Genomic DNA, 15704 nt, shown 5'->3' on the forward strand with positions numbered 1-15704 from the left:
TGGTGACGAGAACCGGTTCATCATGCCATGGCGGTGACTTGGCGGACCACGAGCACGGTGGCGTCGTCGGTGGCCCGGCCGTACTCGCGGTGGAGCACGGCGGCGATGATCGCCGGATGGTGGTCCAGCAGGCGCGGGTGGTCCTCCAGGCTCCAGGCGGAGCGGATGCCGTCGGAGACCAGGATGAGGGTCGATCCGGGCTCCCACGGACCGTGTTGAAGGCGGACGGTGGGAACGGACAGTTGGGTGCCGAGGGTGCCGGGGCGGTCCAGCAGGTGGGCGGACCGGCCGCCGGTGACGACCCGTCCGGTGATGTTGCCGACGGCCGCGTAGGTGAGCTCGCCACGCCCAGGGTCGATCAGGCACGCGCCCAGGACGCCGCCGCGGGTGGCGCGCATCACCTCGTGGGCGTGCCGGACGAGCCGGTCGAGGTCGGTGACGGCAGCGCCTTCGAACGTGGTGATCGCGGCCCAGGCCGCTGCGGCGGCTCCCGGGCCGTGGCCCAGTCCGTCGACGACCAGGGCGGCTGTGGGTGAGCCGGGCGCGACCGCCCAGGCGTCCCCGGACTCGCCGTCGCCGCCGAGAGGCACGTTGACCCCGCCGAAGAGCCACCCCGTGGGCCCGGCCGGTGCAGGGGCGCCAAGCCGGGCGTAGACGACGGTGCCGCGGCGGGTGGCGTACCAGTCGAACTCGGCGGCGTTCCGCCTGACCACGTTCAGCCCTGCCTTCAGACCGCCCCCGCGAGACGAGGGCAGCGCGACGGGCGAGGCCGCCCCGGCCAACGGGGGGAGTGCAGCGGCGGTCATCCCCGGGCCATGGTCGACGGACAGCAACTCGATCCCGTCGCAGGCCTTCCGGGCCAGCACGTACCCGCCCGGGTGGGCGTGCCGGAGCAGATTGGTGCCCAGCTCGGTGGCCACCAGCTCGGCCACGCCCGGGCGCACCGCGTGCTGTCCGGCGGCCATGCGGGCCACCGCACGGCGCAGGGCGCCGACGTCCTCCTCGGCCGCGACGGCATGGCGGCGATGTTCGCTCTCGCTCAGGGCCGCCACACCCTTACCCCCCTCACCGCTGCCATTTCACGATCACCACGGTCGTACCCGACCCGGCGGCAGAGGTGAGGGTCATGTCGTCCACCAGCCGCCGCGCCCCCGGCAGGCCCAATCCCATGCTGCCCCGGGTGCTGAAGCCATCGGTCAGCGCCGCGTCGATGTCCTCGATGCCCGGACCGTCGTCGGCGAACGTGGCTCGCACACCCCGCCGACTCTGCCGCTGCACCTGCTCGACGGTGACCCGGCCACGTCGGCCGGTTGCGTAGTTGAGGATGTTGCGGGCCAGCTCGCTGCCGGCCGTGATCAGCTTGGTCGCGTCCACCAGGTTGAGCCCCACTGCCTCGGCCTCGGTGCGCAGCACCTTGCGGACGCGGATCAGGTCGGACTCGTCGATGATGTCGAAGACGGACGGTTCCCTGTCCGTCACAGCACCAGCGGCGGTCACGGGCGATCCGTACCGGTATCGGCGCGTCGCAGCCGCTCCAGCAGAGCCAGGCCCTGTTCGGCGTTGAGCGCAGTGTCCAGATGCCCCATCGGCACGCCGAGTTCCACCAGGGTGATGGCGACCGCCGGCTGTATCCCCACCACGGCCGCCTGCGCCCCCAGCAGCCGGACCATTGCCACGATCCTCGCCAGTACCCGGGCGATGAACGAGTCGACCACGCTCAGCCGGCTGACATCGATGAGCATGCCCGACGCACCGGTGCGCGCGACCTCCCGGGTGAGCTGCTCCTCGATCTGTATCACCGTGGTGTCGTCCAAGTCGCCGTGCAACGCGACCAGGAGCGTGTCACCGATCTTCATGACCGGAACCACGTCTTCGGTCACTGCGACTCCCCCGACGTCAGCGCCCGGGCGGCCGCCGCTGCGGTCCCGGCCCGCTCGGCCAGCACCGCCAACGCCAGCTGCAAGGCGTCCTGCAACGTGTTACGGGAGCGCAGGCGTCCCATGTCGATGCCCAGGTGCACCATGGACTGGGCCGTCTCTGGCCGCACCCCGCTCATGATGCTCACCGTCCCCATCAGGGCGGCCGCCTGCACCGTCTTCAGCAGATGCTGGGCGACCTGGGTGTCGATGGTGGGCACCCCGCTGATGTCCAGGATGGCCACCTCGGCCTGGGTCTGCGCGATCTTCTCCAGCAAGCCCTCGGTCAGCCGAGTGGCCCGCAGCGTGTCCAGTGTGCCGATGATCGGCAGCGCCAGCACCTTGTCCCACACCTGGATCACCGGCGTGGACAGCTCCAGGATCTCGTCGCGCTGCCGCAGCAGCCGCTGCTCGGTCTCCCGGCGCTCGGTGACGTCCCGGATCGCCGCCGCCACGAGCGTCCCCTCGGCGGTCTCCAGCGGACTCAGGCTGATCTCGACGGGGAACTCGGTGCCGTCCCGGCGCATCCCGGACAGCTCCAGCCCCGCCCCCATCGGCCGCAGCCGGGGATCGGCGAGGAAGCCGGAGCGGTGGCCGACGTGGCGGTCGCGGAACCGCGGCGGCACCAGCACCTCGATCTCCCGGCCCACCAACTCGGCCCGTTCGAAGCCGAACAGCGCCTCCACTTGTCGGTTGACGAGGACGATCCGCGCGTCCGATCCCACGATCACCATCGCGTCCGGGGCCGACTCCAGCAGCCCATGGAACAGCGACTCGGCCCGCGCGCTCTCCGTGACGTCCCGGAAGACCTTGACGAAGCCGCTCACCGCACCGTGCTCGCCGCGCACCGGCGTCAGGGAGATGTGGGCCAGGAATCGCTCGCCGCCCTTGCGGACCCGCCAGCCCTGGAACTCCCGCCGCCCGTCCTGGCGGGCGGACTCCAGTTCCTGCTCCATCAACCCGGCGCCGCTGTCTTCCTCGGTGTGAAGCACCGACACCAACTGCCCCAGCATCTCGGGCTCCGCGTAGCCAGTCATCGCCTGGGCACTGCGGCTCCAGCGGACCACCTCACCTCCCGGCCCCAGCTTGACGACGGCATGGTCCGTGACCGCGTCCAGCATCGTCTCAAGATCACGCAGGCTCGCCGGCGGATCCTGGCTGCCTCCCGGTGGCGTCGTCATGCCCGGCCCCGCCCTTCCGCATCATCAATCCCCAAGCCGGGCCGCCTGCCTGGCGGCGCCCCTGATCCCCGGCGCGGCCGATGCTACCCGCGCCCCACTGCAAACCGATCAGGAACCCGGCACACCGAACCGGTCAAAGGCAGCGCACCGCCAGCCATGGCATCGGCACAGGCAAGGCACCGGGCGCTGCCTCCGCACCGCACATCCGGGACCGGCAACACCCCGACCGCCTCGGCGCGCCGCTGTTGACCGCTCTGGAAGCCCAGCGAACCGATACGTTCACCGCACTCCAAACTCTCGACACGGGTGTCAACGGCCGTGCAGTTCTGGCTCTTCGGCACTTTCCGTGAAGCGGACGATCTTGGGTTCCTGGCGGCGCGTTGTCAGTGGCTGAAGGCACACTCCTGGCATGGATCACTCTTCGCGCGCTGTGTCTCGTTCAAGCCGAAGGTCTGCGGGCTGGGTGGAGTCCCTGGGTGGCCCGTTGAGGTTCCCCCGCTGTGCGGGAGGTGCTGACTAGCTGGTCAGGGCGGGTTGACGTGGTTTCAGGTTCACCGTGTGGTCCCCGACCGGTCCCCGAGCCGCTTCAGAAGCGCGCCTTACACCGGCCACCGGTGGCGCCCGACACCACGTGCCACCTCCACAGAGAACACCCCTTTCCGGGACACCTGCGCAGTCGACAAAGACCAGCCGCCTCCTGAGTCGCCGGGTACATGGATGCGGATCGCCCCTGTACGGTGCGTCGTCAGTCCGCCCTCACTGGATGCGTAAGGTTCGCTCCGGTCGCCGGGTCGAACACGTGGGCCTTGGCCATGTCGACCTGCAGCTCCACGGGTTCGCCCTCGCGGGCACGCGTGGCGGCGTCCAGGCGGGCCACGATTTGCTGCCCGGCAGGGGCGCCGGTGTCACGCAGCCCCGAGTCCGTGGCGAGCTCCTCCAGTTCAGTCGTCGTCGCGGGCCCGCCCTCCGCGGTGAAGTAGACGTACACATCGGAGCCCAGCGACTCCAGTACCTCCACGGTGGCGGTGAAGGCCGGGCCCGTCCGGTCCCGGTCGTGCGCCAGGGCCGCGTCCTCGAATGCCTCCGGTCGCAGCCCGATGATGACCTCGCGGGGCACCTTCTGCCGTTCCAGTGCCTGCCTCGTACGGTCGTCGAGCGGCAGATCGCCTACGGGAGAGCGCAGGACGCCGGTCTCCAGGGTGGCGTTCAGGAAGTTCATCGCCGGGGAGCCGATGAAGCCCGCGACGAAGATGTTGCGCGGGGAGTCGTACAGCTCGGCGGGTGCGCCGATCTGCTGAACCAGGCCCTGCCGCATGACCACGACCCGGTCGCCGAGCGTCATCGCCTCGGTCTGGTCGTGGGTGACGTACACGGTGGTCGTGCCGAGACTCCGCTGCAGCCGGGAGATCTGGGTGCGCATCTGTACCCGGAGTTTGGCGTCCAGGTTGGACAGCGGCTCGTCCATCAGGAACGCCTTGGGGTCACGGACGATCGCCCGCCCCATGGCCACCCGCTGGCGCTGGCCGCCCGATAGGTTGGCGGGCTTGCGGTCCAGGTGCTCGGTGAGGTCGAGGATCTGGGCGGCTTGCTCCACCTTGGCGTTGACGGTGGCCTTGTCCACCTTGGCCAGGCGCAGCGGAAAGCCCATGTTCTCCCGGACGTTCATGTGCGGGTACAGGGCGTAGCTCTGGAACACCATGGCGACGTCGCGTTCCTTGGGAGCGAGGTCGTTGACGACTCGGTCTCCGATGCGCAGGGTGCCCTCTGTGATGTCCTCAAGTCCGGCGATCATGTTCAGGGTGGTGGACTTGCCGCATCCGGACGGACCGACCAGGATCACGAACTCGCCGTCGGCGATGTCGAGGTCCACGTCCTTCACGGCGAGGGCTCCGTCGGGAAATCGCTTGGTGACTCCCTCAAGGATGATCTCGGCCATGGGTGGTGCCTCCTTGCCTTCATGCCTTCCGGGTCGGCCCGTTCACCCCTTGACTGCCCCGGAGGTCAGTCCGGCGACGATCCGCCGCTGGAAGAACAGGACGAAAACGATGATGGGGATGGTGATCACCACGGCGGCGGCGGCGATCGACCCGGTGGGCTGCTGGAACTGCGAGCTCCCGGTGAAGAACGCGATCGCGGCGGGCACGGTGCGCGCGGACTCGGTGGACGTCAGCGAGATCGCGAACAGGAAGTCGTTCCAGCAGAAGATGAACACGAGAATGGCGGTGGTGAACACGCCCGGCGCGGCCAGCGGCACGATGACCATCCGGAAGGCCTGTGCGGGCGTCGCCCCGTCGACCTTGGCGGCCTTCTCCAGATCCCAGGGGATCTCCCGGAAGAACGCCGACAGGGTGTAGATCGCCAGCGGCAGGGAGAAGGTCATGTACGGGATGATCAGCCCGACCCAGGTGTCGAAGATCCCCACGATCCGCTCGATGTTGAACAGCGGTGACACCAGGGAGATCGGGGGGAACATGGCGATCAGCAGCGACATGCCGATGAGCACCCGCTTGCCGGGGAAGCGCAGCCTGGCCACCGCGTAGGCGGCCATGGTGCCCAGCGCGACCGCGATCACCGTGGCGATCAGGGCGATACCGATCGAGTTGATCAGTGCGCGGGTGAACTCGGAGGTGTCGAAGATGCCCCGGTAGTTCTCCAGGGTCCAGTCCCTGGGGATGTAGTTGCCGTCCGTGAGGGTGCTGGGATCCTTGAACGACAGCGCGGCGATCCACCACACCGGGAACAGCGCGTACAGCACCACCACCACGTTCATGACACCCCATCGGGCGGCATGTGTCTTTCCTACCGCGGCCATCAGCGCTTCACCTCCGCGCCCGGTGCGGCGGCGCCGAACAGTTTGACGAAGGTGAAGGCGATGATCGCGACGCAGATGAAGATCAGCACCGAGATCGCCGACCCGATGCCCAGGTTCAGCGCGGTGAACAGGTTGTCGTAGCCGAGGATCGACAAGGAGCCCGTGTCCTGGGCGCCGGCGGTCAGGATGTAGATGTTGTCGAAGATCCTGAACGCGTCCAGGGTGCGGAAGAGCAGTGCCACCAGGATGGCCGGTTTCATCAGCGGCAGCATGATCTTGGTGAAGCGCTGCCAGGCCGTGGCACCGTCCACCATGGCCGCCTTCAGGGTCTCCTCGGGCACCAGCGCGAGGCCCGCGAGCAGCAGCAGGGCCATGAACGGCGTCGTCTTCCACACCTCGGCGAGGATGATCAGCCACAGGGCGGGCCACTGCTCTGTCAGGGGGGCCTCTCCGCTGGGCAACAGCTCGGCGAGGTAGCCGAGCTCCGGGGTCCAGGCGTACTGCCAGGAGAAGGCGGCGACGACGGTGACGATCCCGTACGGGACGAGGACTGAGGTGCGTACGGTGCCGCGCCAGAAGATCGTGCGGTGCATCACCAGGGCGAGCCCCATACCGAGGACCAGTTCGATCGCCACGGACACGGCGGTGATGAACAGCGTGACCCAGAAGGCGTCCCACCAGAACGGGGAGGACAGCACCGCCCCGTAGTTGCTCAGGCCCACGAACTCCGCCCGTCCGGGGAAGCGCAGGTCGTACCGCTGGAGGGACAGATAGACGGCGTACCCGATGGGGTAGGCGGTCACGGCGATCATGACGACGACGGCGGGCGCGCAGAGCAGCCAGCCGAGCCGCCGCTCCTGCCTGGCGCCCGCCGAAAGTGCCGCCCGGTCCGGCCCTGCCTGCTGCGTCTCCGCCTCGGGGGGCGGCGGAGCTCCGGCCGGTTGCGCCCGCGTGCTCATCTCGGGCCGTCCGAGGACGAGGCCCGCGCACCGCGGCGCCGGCTGACGGAGTGGTGCGGGAGGAGGTGGTTCACGGGATCACACCCTCGGATCGCAGGGCATCGTCGATCTGCTCCCTGATGGTGTCGATGGAGCTCTCCGGTTTGATCCCGGACGGCGGAGACAGCGTGTGGGAGACCGCGATCGACACGTTCTGGTAGGCAGGAGTGAGCGGGCGCACGCTCGCCGACTCCAGGGCGGCCAGCACTTCCCTGGAGAAGGGGTACTCCTTCATGAACGCGGGCTCGTCGTACAGGGCGCGCAGAGTGGGCGGCAGGCCGCCCTCGAGGGCGGCGGTGAGCTGGTTCTCCCGGTTGCGCAGGCACAGGGCCGCTTCGAAGGCCAGGTCGGGGTGGCGCGAGTAGGCGCTCACGGCCAGATCGATGCCGCCGATGGTGGGCCGCGCCGGGCGGTTCGCGTCGACCCGGGGGTACGGCGCCCAGCGGAAGTTCTTGAACAGTGCGGGGTTGTTCGCCTTCATCGACGGATAGACGAACGGGTAGTTGAGCTCGAACGCCGCCACACCCGACTCCATGGCGAGGCGGTTCTGGTCCTCCATCTGGTTGGGCAGGGAGGGGTCCGCGGCCGGGGACTTCGCCAGATCACGCATGATCCCGGCGGCCCGCACGGCAGGAGGACCGAGGGAAGGCTCGGTCGCGCTCGCGTTGAGGATGGAACCGCCCGCACTGTTGATCAGCGTGTTGAACCAGACGGTCAGGCCCTCGTACTGGGCACCCTGGATCTCCACGAAGTGCGGTTTGCCCTGCCGGGCGAGGGCGCCGGCCATGTCCAGCATCTCGGCCCAGGTCCTGGGTGGGGTGGGCACCAGGTCCTTGCGATACCACAGCAGTTGGGTGTTGGTGTTGTACGGGACTGCGTACAGCTTGCCCTTCCAGGTCGAGGTCTGCAGCGGTACGCGCAGCGTGCCCTCGACAGCCTGCTGCTTCGCCGCCCCCGTCCATTCCCGGATCCAGCGCGCCTCGGCGAACTCCGCCGCCCAGGTTACGTCCAGGCCCAGGATGTCGAGCGAGTCGTCCTCGGCGGCGAGTCTGCGTACGAGCTGCTGGCGCTGGCCGTCCGCGGCACGCGGAAGCTTGTTGTAGCTGATCCTGTAGCGGCCGCCCGATGCCTGGCTGCACCGGTCGGCCGCCTTCTGGAGCGCACCGGAGTCGTCGGGGAAGTTGTACCAGTTGAGGACGGGTCTATCGGAGCCCTCGTCACTGCCACAAGCGGCGAGCACCGACGCCAGCAACGGCAGTACAGCGAACGCCCGCAGCCATCGCGTCCCTCTGGGACGTCCATTCTGACCCGAAACGGGCCGGCAGCCGCACCTCGCGTGCACGCGCTCCACACCTCGCTTCCGGACGGTGGCACGGGACTCGGACCTCGCAGCGCTTCCCTCTCGGCGAACACTAAAGGCCATATAAGGCAAGATCAAGAACATATCGTACTTAATCATCCAACGCGGCCCCACTACTGGGGCCGACTCGGCGAACCTGCGGGCAGGGAAGGGGGACGATTACTCCGGTTGAACTCGTGGAGTCCGCGCCCGTGACGGTTCTTGATCGTTGCGGTACGGCGTCGTCATGCGGTACGCACATGGGGGCGGGCTGACTCCCAGGGGGCAGGAGAAGCGGCAGAGGGTGCGCCTCGAGGCGGCTGAGCGGTTCGCTCGTGGGGAGAAGACCGAGGCCGTTGCGAGGGAGCTGCGGGTGACGGCGCGGTCGGTGCGGCGCTGGCGGCGGGAGTCCGGCGACGGTGACTGGAACGGGTGGTGTGCCACGACGGCACGCATGACGGTGAGGGCGGGCCGGCCGACTGGCTCGCCCTCACCGACGTAGTCGGCCTGGCTCGCGAGGCATTGTTCAACGAGCGGCACGCAGCCCGAGGCGTCGGGACGCTGACACCGCCCGGCTGCGATCACGGTTGGCCGGCCCATCGGGTGCTGGTGCCGCTGGGATTCGTGGGTGACGGCAGCGTCCTGTCCCGCAGCCGCCACAGCGTCTCCCCTCGCACGATGCCCATCAGCCGGACCCGGCGGCTCGGTGGAGGACCCGGCCGTGCCCCGGGTGCGGACGCCACCGCATGGTCGTCGGGGCGGATATAAACATGCTTGGTACAACAGCCGCTGGATGACGGCGAGTCAAGTGGTGAAGGCTGGGCGGGTGCCCCGAACCCTTACCCCGGTCGCCAACTGCGACTTCGTCCTGGTGGCCCGACGAGCGGATGGGCTTGACGACCTGGCCCTCGAACCACACGGCCGGCGGAGCCTTGGGCGTCATGCGCACATCTCGGCACGCACGAAGACGTCGCGCCGCTCGCCAAGGCCACTCCATCCAAGGACAACCGCCTGCTCACCCTCAGTGCCCTAGCTCCAGTCCAGCTGATTCGTGCGTGACGCGGGCCGTTCTCGCCGGTCCACGCCTGGGGAGAGCCGGCCTGCGTGCCGAGCCTGGAGTCACCTGCCCGCCGTGCTCGACGCCCTCCGGTCGCCGAATCCGCCCTGATGGCCGACGCCACGCCCCCTTGGCTGCCTCCCGTTACCTGGAACAGCCCGCCTGAGCAACCGGTGCACCCTCGCGATCGACGCGACCACCGCTACACCCTTCACGACCACCCGTACCCACACCGAGGGAGCGTGGACATGTCCACCGAACGTCCCGACCCAGTCTTGACTTCCCCCGCCGACCCCCCTGCGTCCCCCTCCGCGCCGTCGCGACGTACCTTTATCGCCACGAGCACGGCCATCGGCGGAACGGTCGTGGCCGGCGGCCTGGTCGCGGGTCCGCTCACGTCCGCCGCGGAGGAAGCGGTGGCTGCCGAGGCGCCGCCCGGCAGCCGCGTCTCCTTGACGGTCAACGGCGTCCGGCACACCGTCACGGTCGACAACAGTCCTGGTCTCATTCACCACCGTCCGTTGCCGTTCAGGAGGCCCCTCTCCGCTGCAGAGGTGTCGGACCGCACTGTGGAGCCGTGCGATGACAGCAGGATGTTCGTGACGGTCACACTCGGCCGCCTTCCTTGTACGGGGAGCCACACCCGGTCTTGCTTGTGTCAAGCGCCACACCCGGTGCCGTGGCGCTCCGTTGTGTTGACGTCCACAGGGGGAGTCACCAGGTTCTTCCCGTGACGGTCGGCTCGCCAGTTCCCGCGGCATGGCGTGCGTCGCCGAGGCAGTGGCGGTCCAAGTCCGATAGCAATCGGTCGAGTTCGGCCATGGACGGGTGCGGCGGCGGCATGATGTGCGGCATGGACCAAGCCGACGCAATCATCTGGGCGACCGCCCTGGGCATCGGAGGGACCTTGGCTGCCGGGCTGACCGGACCGCTTCTCCAGGCCAGGGCCTCACGTCGGCAGGCCCGGGACCAGGAGGCCTTCCAGGTCCGGCACCGCCTGCGCGACGAGCGACGCGCCGCCTTCGCGACCGTGCTCGACCAGTGTGAGGCGTTCCGGCACAGCATCAACGCCGCCATCGAGGCCCGCATGGCTCTCGAATGGCGCAGCGAGGACGCCCACTGGGAGCTGTGGCAGTCGACCGACGCTGCACTGGGCGCGCTGCGCCGGGCGGCGACGAACGTCGCCATCACCGGCCCCGCTCCCATGGGCGAACTGGCCGACGCCGTCCATGCGGCAGCGGCCCGGCAGGCGGGCGTCTGGCGCATGCGGCTGGATCTGGACGACCGCCTCGTGCAGAACGCCCAGGCGGACAGTGCCTTCGCTGATGCGCGCAGACAATTCATCGCCGCGGCGGAAAAGATCCTGGCCCTGCCCACCGACCAGGGCACCCGGCACCGGGGCCTGCTGCGGCGTTCGCAGTGACGCGGGCCTGACGAGGGATTTCCTGTGGCGGGCTAGTCGCTGCCAGCAGGTTCGTTCGGGGATTCCTGCGAGTGCTCCGAACCTCGAGACCGACACGCCATGTGCCGCTCTCAGGACCTCGATGTCGGCGAATGGACAGCGTCGACGAACTCCGAGCCCTTCTGCCAGATCCGCAGCTGCACCGTCGCCTCCGCGAGAGCGAGCTTGAGCTGCTCGCACTCGTGGCGCAGCCGCCGCTCGGTCCACGACTGCCCACCATCGGGGCCGGGCAGGATGGTGTCCGCCGAGTGGTGTAGCCGGTCGAGGGTCGTGAACGCGCGGGTGTCTGCATCACCAATCACGAACGTCGGCTGCCGATCGCTCCCTGAGGGTGACGCGCGGCGACCATCCGGACGCGAGCCCGCGAGGCAGGTGTCCGGGTGATGGTCCGCTGGGGGTGGCCTCGGAAATCCGGGACGGAACACGCGAAGGAGACAACGGCATGTTCGGACAGTCGAAGGCGTTCAGCGGCTTCTCGGTCGACGACCTCGGCAAGGCCCGCCAGTTCTACGGCGAGACCCTCGGCCTCCAGGTCGAGGAGAGCGGGCAGGGCGACATGAGGATGCTCACGATCAAGCTGGGCAGCGGCGCAAGCGTCTTTGTCTACCCCAAGGACAACCACACACCCGCGAGCTTCACGATCCTGAACTTCCCCGTGGACGACATCGAGACGGCCGTCGACGGGCTGACGCAGCGCGGAGTGAGCATGGAGCGCTACCCGGAGTTCGAGTCCGACGCCAAAGGCATCGTCCGGGGCCCCGAGGGCCCAACTGCGATCGCCTGGTTCACGGACCCGGCGGGCAACGTCCTGGCCGTGCTCCAGGAGAACTGAACCCTCGCCCGCATTTGAAGGCCCTGCGGCCAAGCGGCAGCAGACCAGCGCCCCGGTGCCTCAGCAGGGCACTCACCGGTGTGGGCGATATCGGCGCCGAAGGCCAGGGCATCCGAAGGTTTCGCGTGGGCCTTAAAAACGCTTCTCTGCACTTCACTCGATGGTGGCGGGAATCTTGTGGGCGTACTCCCCAGGCCTGAGTTGCCGGAGTGAAGTCACCTATCGCGTAGTGCGGAAATGCGAGTTGAGTCGCCTGGTGTGGGCGGCGTGCCCCGGCCTCAGTCGTCAGCACAAGGCATCTGGACAATTCCAGGGAGATTTTGACACGGTGAGGTGCACCGGCCCAGAAATCGAATGTGTGGCCGATGCCTTCTGGGGTCCAGCCATGCCATCCGCTCGCCTCGTACGAGACGCCGCCGCCTTTTATGCCGCGCAGAGCGCTTTCTCCGGCCCCAGTGGCCTCGGCCGGTTTTACGCCGACCTGCCGGATGATCCGGCTCAACACGCCTGTGTAGCCCGCGATCTGACGGTCCATCGTCTGGAAGGCGGGCCGTTCTGCCGGTCATCTTGCAGGATCGCCTGCACAACGACGCCGAGACGCGCTACCTCGATGAACATCTTGCGGATCATCATCGAGCGGAACAACGCCCCGCTGACGCAGCGGCGCGAGGTCGGTGACCGGTTCGTCGCACTCCGGTGATGCAGGTGGCCGGACTTGAAAAGGAAGTCACTGGAGTTGCTCACCACCCCAGCCTGCCGTATCGGCGGCACGGACGGGACGGCGGCCACCCCGGTCCGGCGCGCCCGATGCGTTCAGCGCCACGCTCCCGACAGGCGCCGGGTGACCACCGCGCTGAGCGTGCGCACGCCCCGCGTCGAGCCGGGGTCGATGCCGGTGAGTTCCCGTACCCGGCGGAGGCGGTAGTCGAGGGTGCGGGTGTGGACGTTGAGGGCGGTCGCGGTGGCGCCGCGGTGCATGTCGTGGCGGTAGTACGCGTCGAGGGTGACGAGCAGGTCCGGGCCGGAGTCCAGTCGTCGGGCCACGTCGCGCAGCCATGCGTCGACGAACGGCACGTCCACGACGGCGAGTTCGACGAACACGTCGGCCAGGGTGTGCGGTCGCAACTGTGCCGACGTCCGGCGCAGCGGGGCCGCACGGCTGATCCGCCGGGCCCGGTCGAGGGCGTCGGCCAGCTCGGGCAGCGGGGCGGTGGCCGTACCGACGGCACAGGGCCGGCCGAGGGCGCGGGCGAAGTCCCGTACGAGATCCGGCAAGTGGTCGGGGGTGCGATCGGGCAAGAGGTCGGGAACGGTGTGCGGCGATACGTTTTCCGCTTCCACGGCACCAGAAATCAGGGGGACCAGGGCGATCAGCTCACCGCTACCGTCTCCGTTGTCCGGACCCCACATGACCGGCACCTGGTGGCTCTTCACCAGCGTCTCGATCTCGTTTTCCAGGAAACGATCGACGGCGGGCAGGTCCGGCAGCCGGAACACCGTCACCGCGAAGTAATCGGGCAGTTCCATGTCGACGGCCGCGGCGATTTCCGTCGATATCGAATCTCCGTTCAGCAATGACCGGGCCAGCAGGGCGACCTGCTCGGCATACGGCATTCGGCGGCGCAGTACACGGACGAATCCCTGGCGGTAGGCGCCGATGCCGCGCTCGCCCTGCGGGGCGAACCAGGCCATCATGCGCATGAGTTCGTCAACTCCGCCGCCGCGCTGTGCCTCGGTCGCCTCGTTGATCTCGCGCAGCATGAGCGCGGTGTGCACGCGCAGCACCCGCTGCCGCGCGTCGAGCGACATTCCGGCCCCGGCCCGCAGCTCCCCCATCGACGCGATGTAGCCGAGGTCGTCGCCGCTCAACTCGCTGTTGTCCGGCGACAGTTCGATAGTTCGGCGCCGGAACCACATCGCATGTTCCAGCGTCTCGGCCCGGGCCCGGGAGTCCTTGTCCAGGAACCCGAACTCCGGGATCTCGCGCTTGTACGTCTCGACCTCGCGGCGGGCGTTGGTCGACGCCTGCCGGGCCAGTTCGGCGAAGAGGCTTCCCATGGACGCGAGCATGTCATTCCGGGCGAACCGTCCGACAGACGAGATCCGGACGGCGTTCATCACTCCGCACAAATCGGCGCCAACCCCGTCGACCAGGCTTTTGTCACAGTGCGCAAAGTTCCCGGATCGGGGTGTTTCCGTCACGACTTCCGCTTGTGGAGGAGGCGTGAAGGGACCTTAATGAGAACCGCGTACACGCCCGTTGGGGGAACGCCGCGGCTCATTCCGGCGCGGCTCCGGCATGGCCCCGGAAATCGGTACGGGCGGAGTACGGAAATTCTCAGCCACGCGCCAAACAGCGGCGCTCGCCCAAACGGGAGGGAAACTCCGATGAAATCAGGAACGAGAAAGAGAGTCATGGCGGCGGTCGCGGTCATGGTCACGTCGACGGCGCTCATGCTCGGCACGCCGGGCACCGGCTCGGCCGCCCCCGCCGCCACCCCCAGCCTGCGCGCCTACGGGATCACCGGTGACGGGACCCTGATGGCCGCGTTCTGGACCGACCGGCCGGACGTGCTCAACTGGGTCAGGGCCGTCACCGGCCTCAGCGGCGACACGGCCCTGATCGGCGTCGACTTCCGGGTGCAGAACGGCGTGCTGTACGGCGTGGGCAACAAGGGCGGCATCTACACGATCAAGATCCCGACGGGCACCCAGGACGTCGTGGTCACCAAGGTGTCCCAGCTCCAGTACGCGCTGCACGGCACGAACTTCGGCGTCGACTTCAACCCGGCGGCCGACCGGCTGCGCGTGATCAGCGACAACGGCCAGAACCTGCGGCACAACCTCAACAACAACACGACCATCCAGGACCTGAACCTCACCACCCCGCCGATCGAGGGCACGACCAAGGGCGTCTCCGCCGCCGCCTACACGAACAACGACCTCGACGGGGCCACCGCGACCACGCTGTTCGACATCAACACGACCAGCGACCAGGTCGTCATCCAGTCCCCGGCCAACAACGGCACGCTCGCCGCGACCGGCAACCTCGGCCTCGATGCCCAGATCAACGCCGGCATGGACATCTACAGCACCCTGAGCGGCGGCAAGACGGTCGACAACGCCGCCTTCGCCGCCCTCACCGCCCACGGCGCGAGCACACCCTCCCTCTACAGCATCAACGTCTTCACCGGGCAGGCCACGCTCGTGAACGACGCCGCCAAGTCCAAGTTCCCCCTGAACATCACGGACGTGGCCATCTCCCTCACCGGCACCTGATCCCGTCGGTCATGTCCTCGCCGCGGCCCGGCCACCACCGGGCCGCGGCGCGTCACCGCTACGGGCTGCCCCCAGGCCGCCCTTGGCACCCAACCAAGGGAAACGTACTGGTCGCGGCAAGCACGGGCGGATGGTGGTCGCATGTGGTCGCACGAGACTGGGAGTGTCGGCCCTTCCTGCGCCTCCGGGAGGCGATCCTCATGCGTCCCACCGCCGACCGCGGCCGCGTCTACCACGGTGCGGCTGCCGAGACACCCACCGCCGCCAGCTCGGAGCGCACTCCCCCCAGAAGGCGCTCGGCACTACGTCGAAGACCTGAACAACCACACTGCGCCGTACGGCGCAGTCAAAGCTGTATACCGCCCGTTGCACCACTGCCGGGGTCACCAAGGGCGCCGGACGAGGAGGTACCCGCCTCGTGCGCGCTCGGTGGCGCGCCGAGCGTGGCCTTCGGGCCGCTCGTGCAGACGTACACTCGGCACATGAGTCGCACACGTGCCGTGAGGGACAGCCTGCAGCAGGCTGCCTGTCGGCTGTGCCCGGCTGCCATGGGATCGGCTGCCGTAGGCCCGGCGACCGCAGCTGACAATGAGGCGCCCGAGAGTGGCCGTATCGCGCTGCACGGCCACGGCTAGCGATTCTCCGCGCCCTCACCGGGGCCGGGCCCTGGCCTCGCTCGGCTCGCTGTTCTTGTAAACACACCGCAGGCAACACGGCAGGACTTCTGCTGTCGGCCTGAGCCGCCGCATCCGGTTCTGATCGGACGCGTCCGCGACACCTGCACACCCGCTCAACGGCACCACCGCAGCTTCCGGCGCACCGCCGGGC

General features: G+C 68.8%; 16 protein-coding genes and 1 pseudogene. 7 read left to right on the top strand and 10 right to left on the bottom strand.

Annotated elements, in window-relative coordinates; translation table 11 throughout:
* Positions 1–20: 20 nt before the first annotated feature.
* The 8 genes from OHT21_RS03350 to OHT21_RS03385 all read right to left on the bottom strand — a co-directional run bounded on the left by OHT21_RS03350 (position 21) and on the right by OHT21_RS03385 (position 8159).
* Entirely contained in the window at positions 21–1052 is a 1032-nt protein-coding gene (locus OHT21_RS03350) for a SpoIIE family protein phosphatase (RefSeq protein WP_328766681.1), read from the bottom strand.
* 13 nt (positions 1053–1065) lie between these two features.
* A complete protein-coding gene (locus OHT21_RS03355; protein ID WP_328766682.1) occupies positions 1066–1497 on the bottom strand; it encodes an ATP-binding protein in 432 nt (143 codons plus the stop codon).
* On the bottom strand, positions 1494–1880 hold the full coding sequence (locus OHT21_RS03360) for an STAS domain-containing protein (protein ID WP_266492988.1): 387 nt from the start codon (positions 1878–1880) through the stop codon (positions 1494–1496). Before OHT21_RS03360 ends, OHT21_RS03355 begins: the two co-directional genes overlap by 4 nt.
* Positions 1877–3097 (bottom strand): PAS domain S-box protein, encoded by a 1221-nt coding sequence (locus OHT21_RS03365; RefSeq protein ID WP_328766683.1) that lies wholly within the window; start codon positions 3095–3097, stop codon positions 1877–1879. Before OHT21_RS03365 ends, OHT21_RS03360 begins: the two co-directional genes overlap by 4 nt.
* A 745-nt stretch (positions 3098–3842) precedes the next feature.
* On the bottom strand, positions 3843–5033 hold the full coding sequence (locus tag OHT21_RS03370) for an ABC transporter ATP-binding protein (RefSeq protein WP_328766684.1): 1191 nt from the start codon (positions 5031–5033) through the stop codon (positions 3843–3845).
* 42 nt (positions 5034–5075) lie between these two features.
* Positions 5076–5909 (bottom strand): carbohydrate ABC transporter permease, encoded by an 834-nt coding sequence (locus OHT21_RS03375; protein WP_033328427.1) that lies wholly within the window; start codon positions 5907–5909, stop codon positions 5076–5078.
* Entirely contained in the window at positions 5909–6868 is a 960-nt protein-coding gene (locus tag OHT21_RS03380) for a carbohydrate ABC transporter permease (RefSeq protein WP_328766685.1), read from the bottom strand. Before OHT21_RS03380 ends, OHT21_RS03375 begins: the two co-directional genes overlap by 1 nt.
* Before the next feature lie 70 nt (positions 6869–6938).
* A complete protein-coding gene (locus tag OHT21_RS03385; RefSeq protein WP_443050311.1) occupies positions 6939–8159 on the bottom strand; it encodes an ABC transporter substrate-binding protein in 1221 nt (406 codons plus the stop codon).
* Between the two features lie 334 nt (positions 8160–8493).
* Between OHT21_RS03385 and OHT21_RS03390 the strand changes: the two are divergent.
* The 4 genes and pseudogenes from OHT21_RS03390 to OHT21_RS03405 all read left to right on the top strand — a co-directional run.
* Positions 8494–8667 (top strand): annotated as a pseudogene (locus OHT21_RS03390) (helix-turn-helix domain-containing protein); the annotation flags it as partial.
* Between the two features lie 11 nt (positions 8668–8678).
* Entirely contained in the window at positions 8679–9014 is a 336-nt protein-coding gene (locus OHT21_RS03395) for a hypothetical protein (RefSeq protein WP_328774457.1), read from the top strand.
* Positions 9015–9551: 537 nt separating this feature from the next.
* Positions 9552–10037 carry a twin-arginine translocation signal domain-containing protein gene (locus tag OHT21_RS03400; RefSeq protein WP_328766687.1) on the top strand — a complete coding sequence of 162 codons (486 nt, stop codon included), beginning with the start codon at positions 9552–9554 and terminating at the stop codon, positions 10035–10037.
* 119 nt (positions 10038–10156) lie between these two features.
* Positions 10157–10726 (top strand): hypothetical protein, encoded by a 570-nt coding sequence (locus OHT21_RS03405; protein ID WP_328766688.1) that lies wholly within the window; start codon positions 10157–10159, stop codon positions 10724–10726.
* A gap of 110 nt (positions 10727–10836) precedes the next feature.
* On the opposite strand, the gene OHT21_RS03410 is transcribed toward OHT21_RS03405, so the two are convergent.
* Positions 10837–11067, bottom strand: a complete 231-nt coding sequence (locus OHT21_RS03410) for a hypothetical protein (protein WP_328766689.1) — start codon at positions 11065–11067, stop codon at positions 10837–10839.
* A gap of 140 nt (positions 11068–11207) precedes the next feature.
* Between OHT21_RS03410 and OHT21_RS03415 the strand changes: the two genes are divergently transcribed.
* Positions 11208–11597 carry a VOC family protein gene (locus OHT21_RS03415; RefSeq protein WP_328766691.1) on the top strand — a complete coding sequence of 130 codons (390 nt, stop codon included), beginning with the start codon at positions 11208–11210 and terminating at the stop codon, positions 11595–11597.
* An 813-nt stretch (positions 11598–12410) separates the two neighbouring features.
* Here OHT21_RS03415 and OHT21_RS03420 read toward each other — a convergent pair.
* Positions 12411–13655: a PucR family transcriptional regulator gene (locus tag OHT21_RS03420; RefSeq protein ID WP_328766692.1), complete on the bottom strand. Its 1245-nt coding sequence runs from the start codon at positions 13653–13655 to the stop codon at positions 12411–12413.
* 357 nt (positions 13656–14012) lie between these two features.
* On the opposite strand from OHT21_RS03420, the gene OHT21_RS03425 reads away from it, so the two are divergent.
* Together OHT21_RS03425 and OHT21_RS03430 are read left to right on the top strand one after the other, a co-directional pair.
* A complete protein-coding gene (locus tag OHT21_RS03425; protein ID WP_328766693.1) occupies positions 14013–14876 on the top strand; it encodes a DUF4394 domain-containing protein in 864 nt (287 codons plus the stop codon).
* A 482-nt stretch (positions 14877–15358) separates the two neighbouring features.
* A complete protein-coding gene (locus OHT21_RS03430; RefSeq protein WP_328766694.1) occupies positions 15359–15511 on the top strand; it encodes a hypothetical protein in 153 nt (50 codons plus the stop codon).
* Positions 15512–15704 lie beyond the last annotated feature (193 nt).

Source organism: Streptomyces sp. NBC_00286, from assembly GCF_036173125.1.
GTDB lineage: Bacteria > Actinomycetota > Actinomycetes > Streptomycetales > Streptomycetaceae > Streptomyces.

Coding starts and splice junctions, on each gene's coding strand:
- OHT21_RS03370 (WP_328766684.1), bottom strand. CDS start 5,033: ATGGCCGAGATCATCCTTGAGGGAGTCACCAAGCGATTTCCCGACGGA.
- OHT21_RS03400 (WP_328766687.1), top strand. CDS start 9,552: ATGTCCACCGAACGTCCCGACCCAGTCTTGACTTCCCCCGCCGACCCC.
- OHT21_RS03425 (WP_328766693.1), top strand. CDS start 14,013: ATGGCGGCGGTCGCGGTCATGGTCACGTCGACGGCGCTCATGCTCGGC.
- OHT21_RS03430 (WP_328766694.1), top strand. CDS start 15,359: ATGAGTCGCACACGTGCCGTGAGGGACAGCCTGCAGCAGGCTGCCTGT.
- OHT21_RS03405 (WP_328766688.1), top strand. CDS start 10,157: ATGGACCAAGCCGACGCAATCATCTGGGCGACCGCCCTGGGCATCGGA.
- OHT21_RS03375 (WP_033328427.1), bottom strand. CDS start 5,909: ATGGCCGCGGTAGGAAAGACACATGCCGCCCGATGGGGTGTCATGAAC.
- OHT21_RS03380 (WP_328766685.1), bottom strand. CDS start 6,868: ATGAGCACGCGGGCGCAACCGGCCGGAGCTCCGCCGCCCCCCGAGGCG.
- OHT21_RS03365 (WP_328766683.1), bottom strand. CDS start 3,097: ATGACGACGCCACCGGGAGGCAGCCAGGATCCGCCGGCGAGCCTGCGT.
- OHT21_RS03415 (WP_328766691.1), top strand. CDS start 11,208: ATGTTCGGACAGTCGAAGGCGTTCAGCGGCTTCTCGGTCGACGACCTC.
- OHT21_RS03420 (WP_328766692.1), bottom strand. CDS start 13,655: ATGGGAAGCCTCTTCGCCGAACTGGCCCGGCAGGCGTCGACCAACGCC.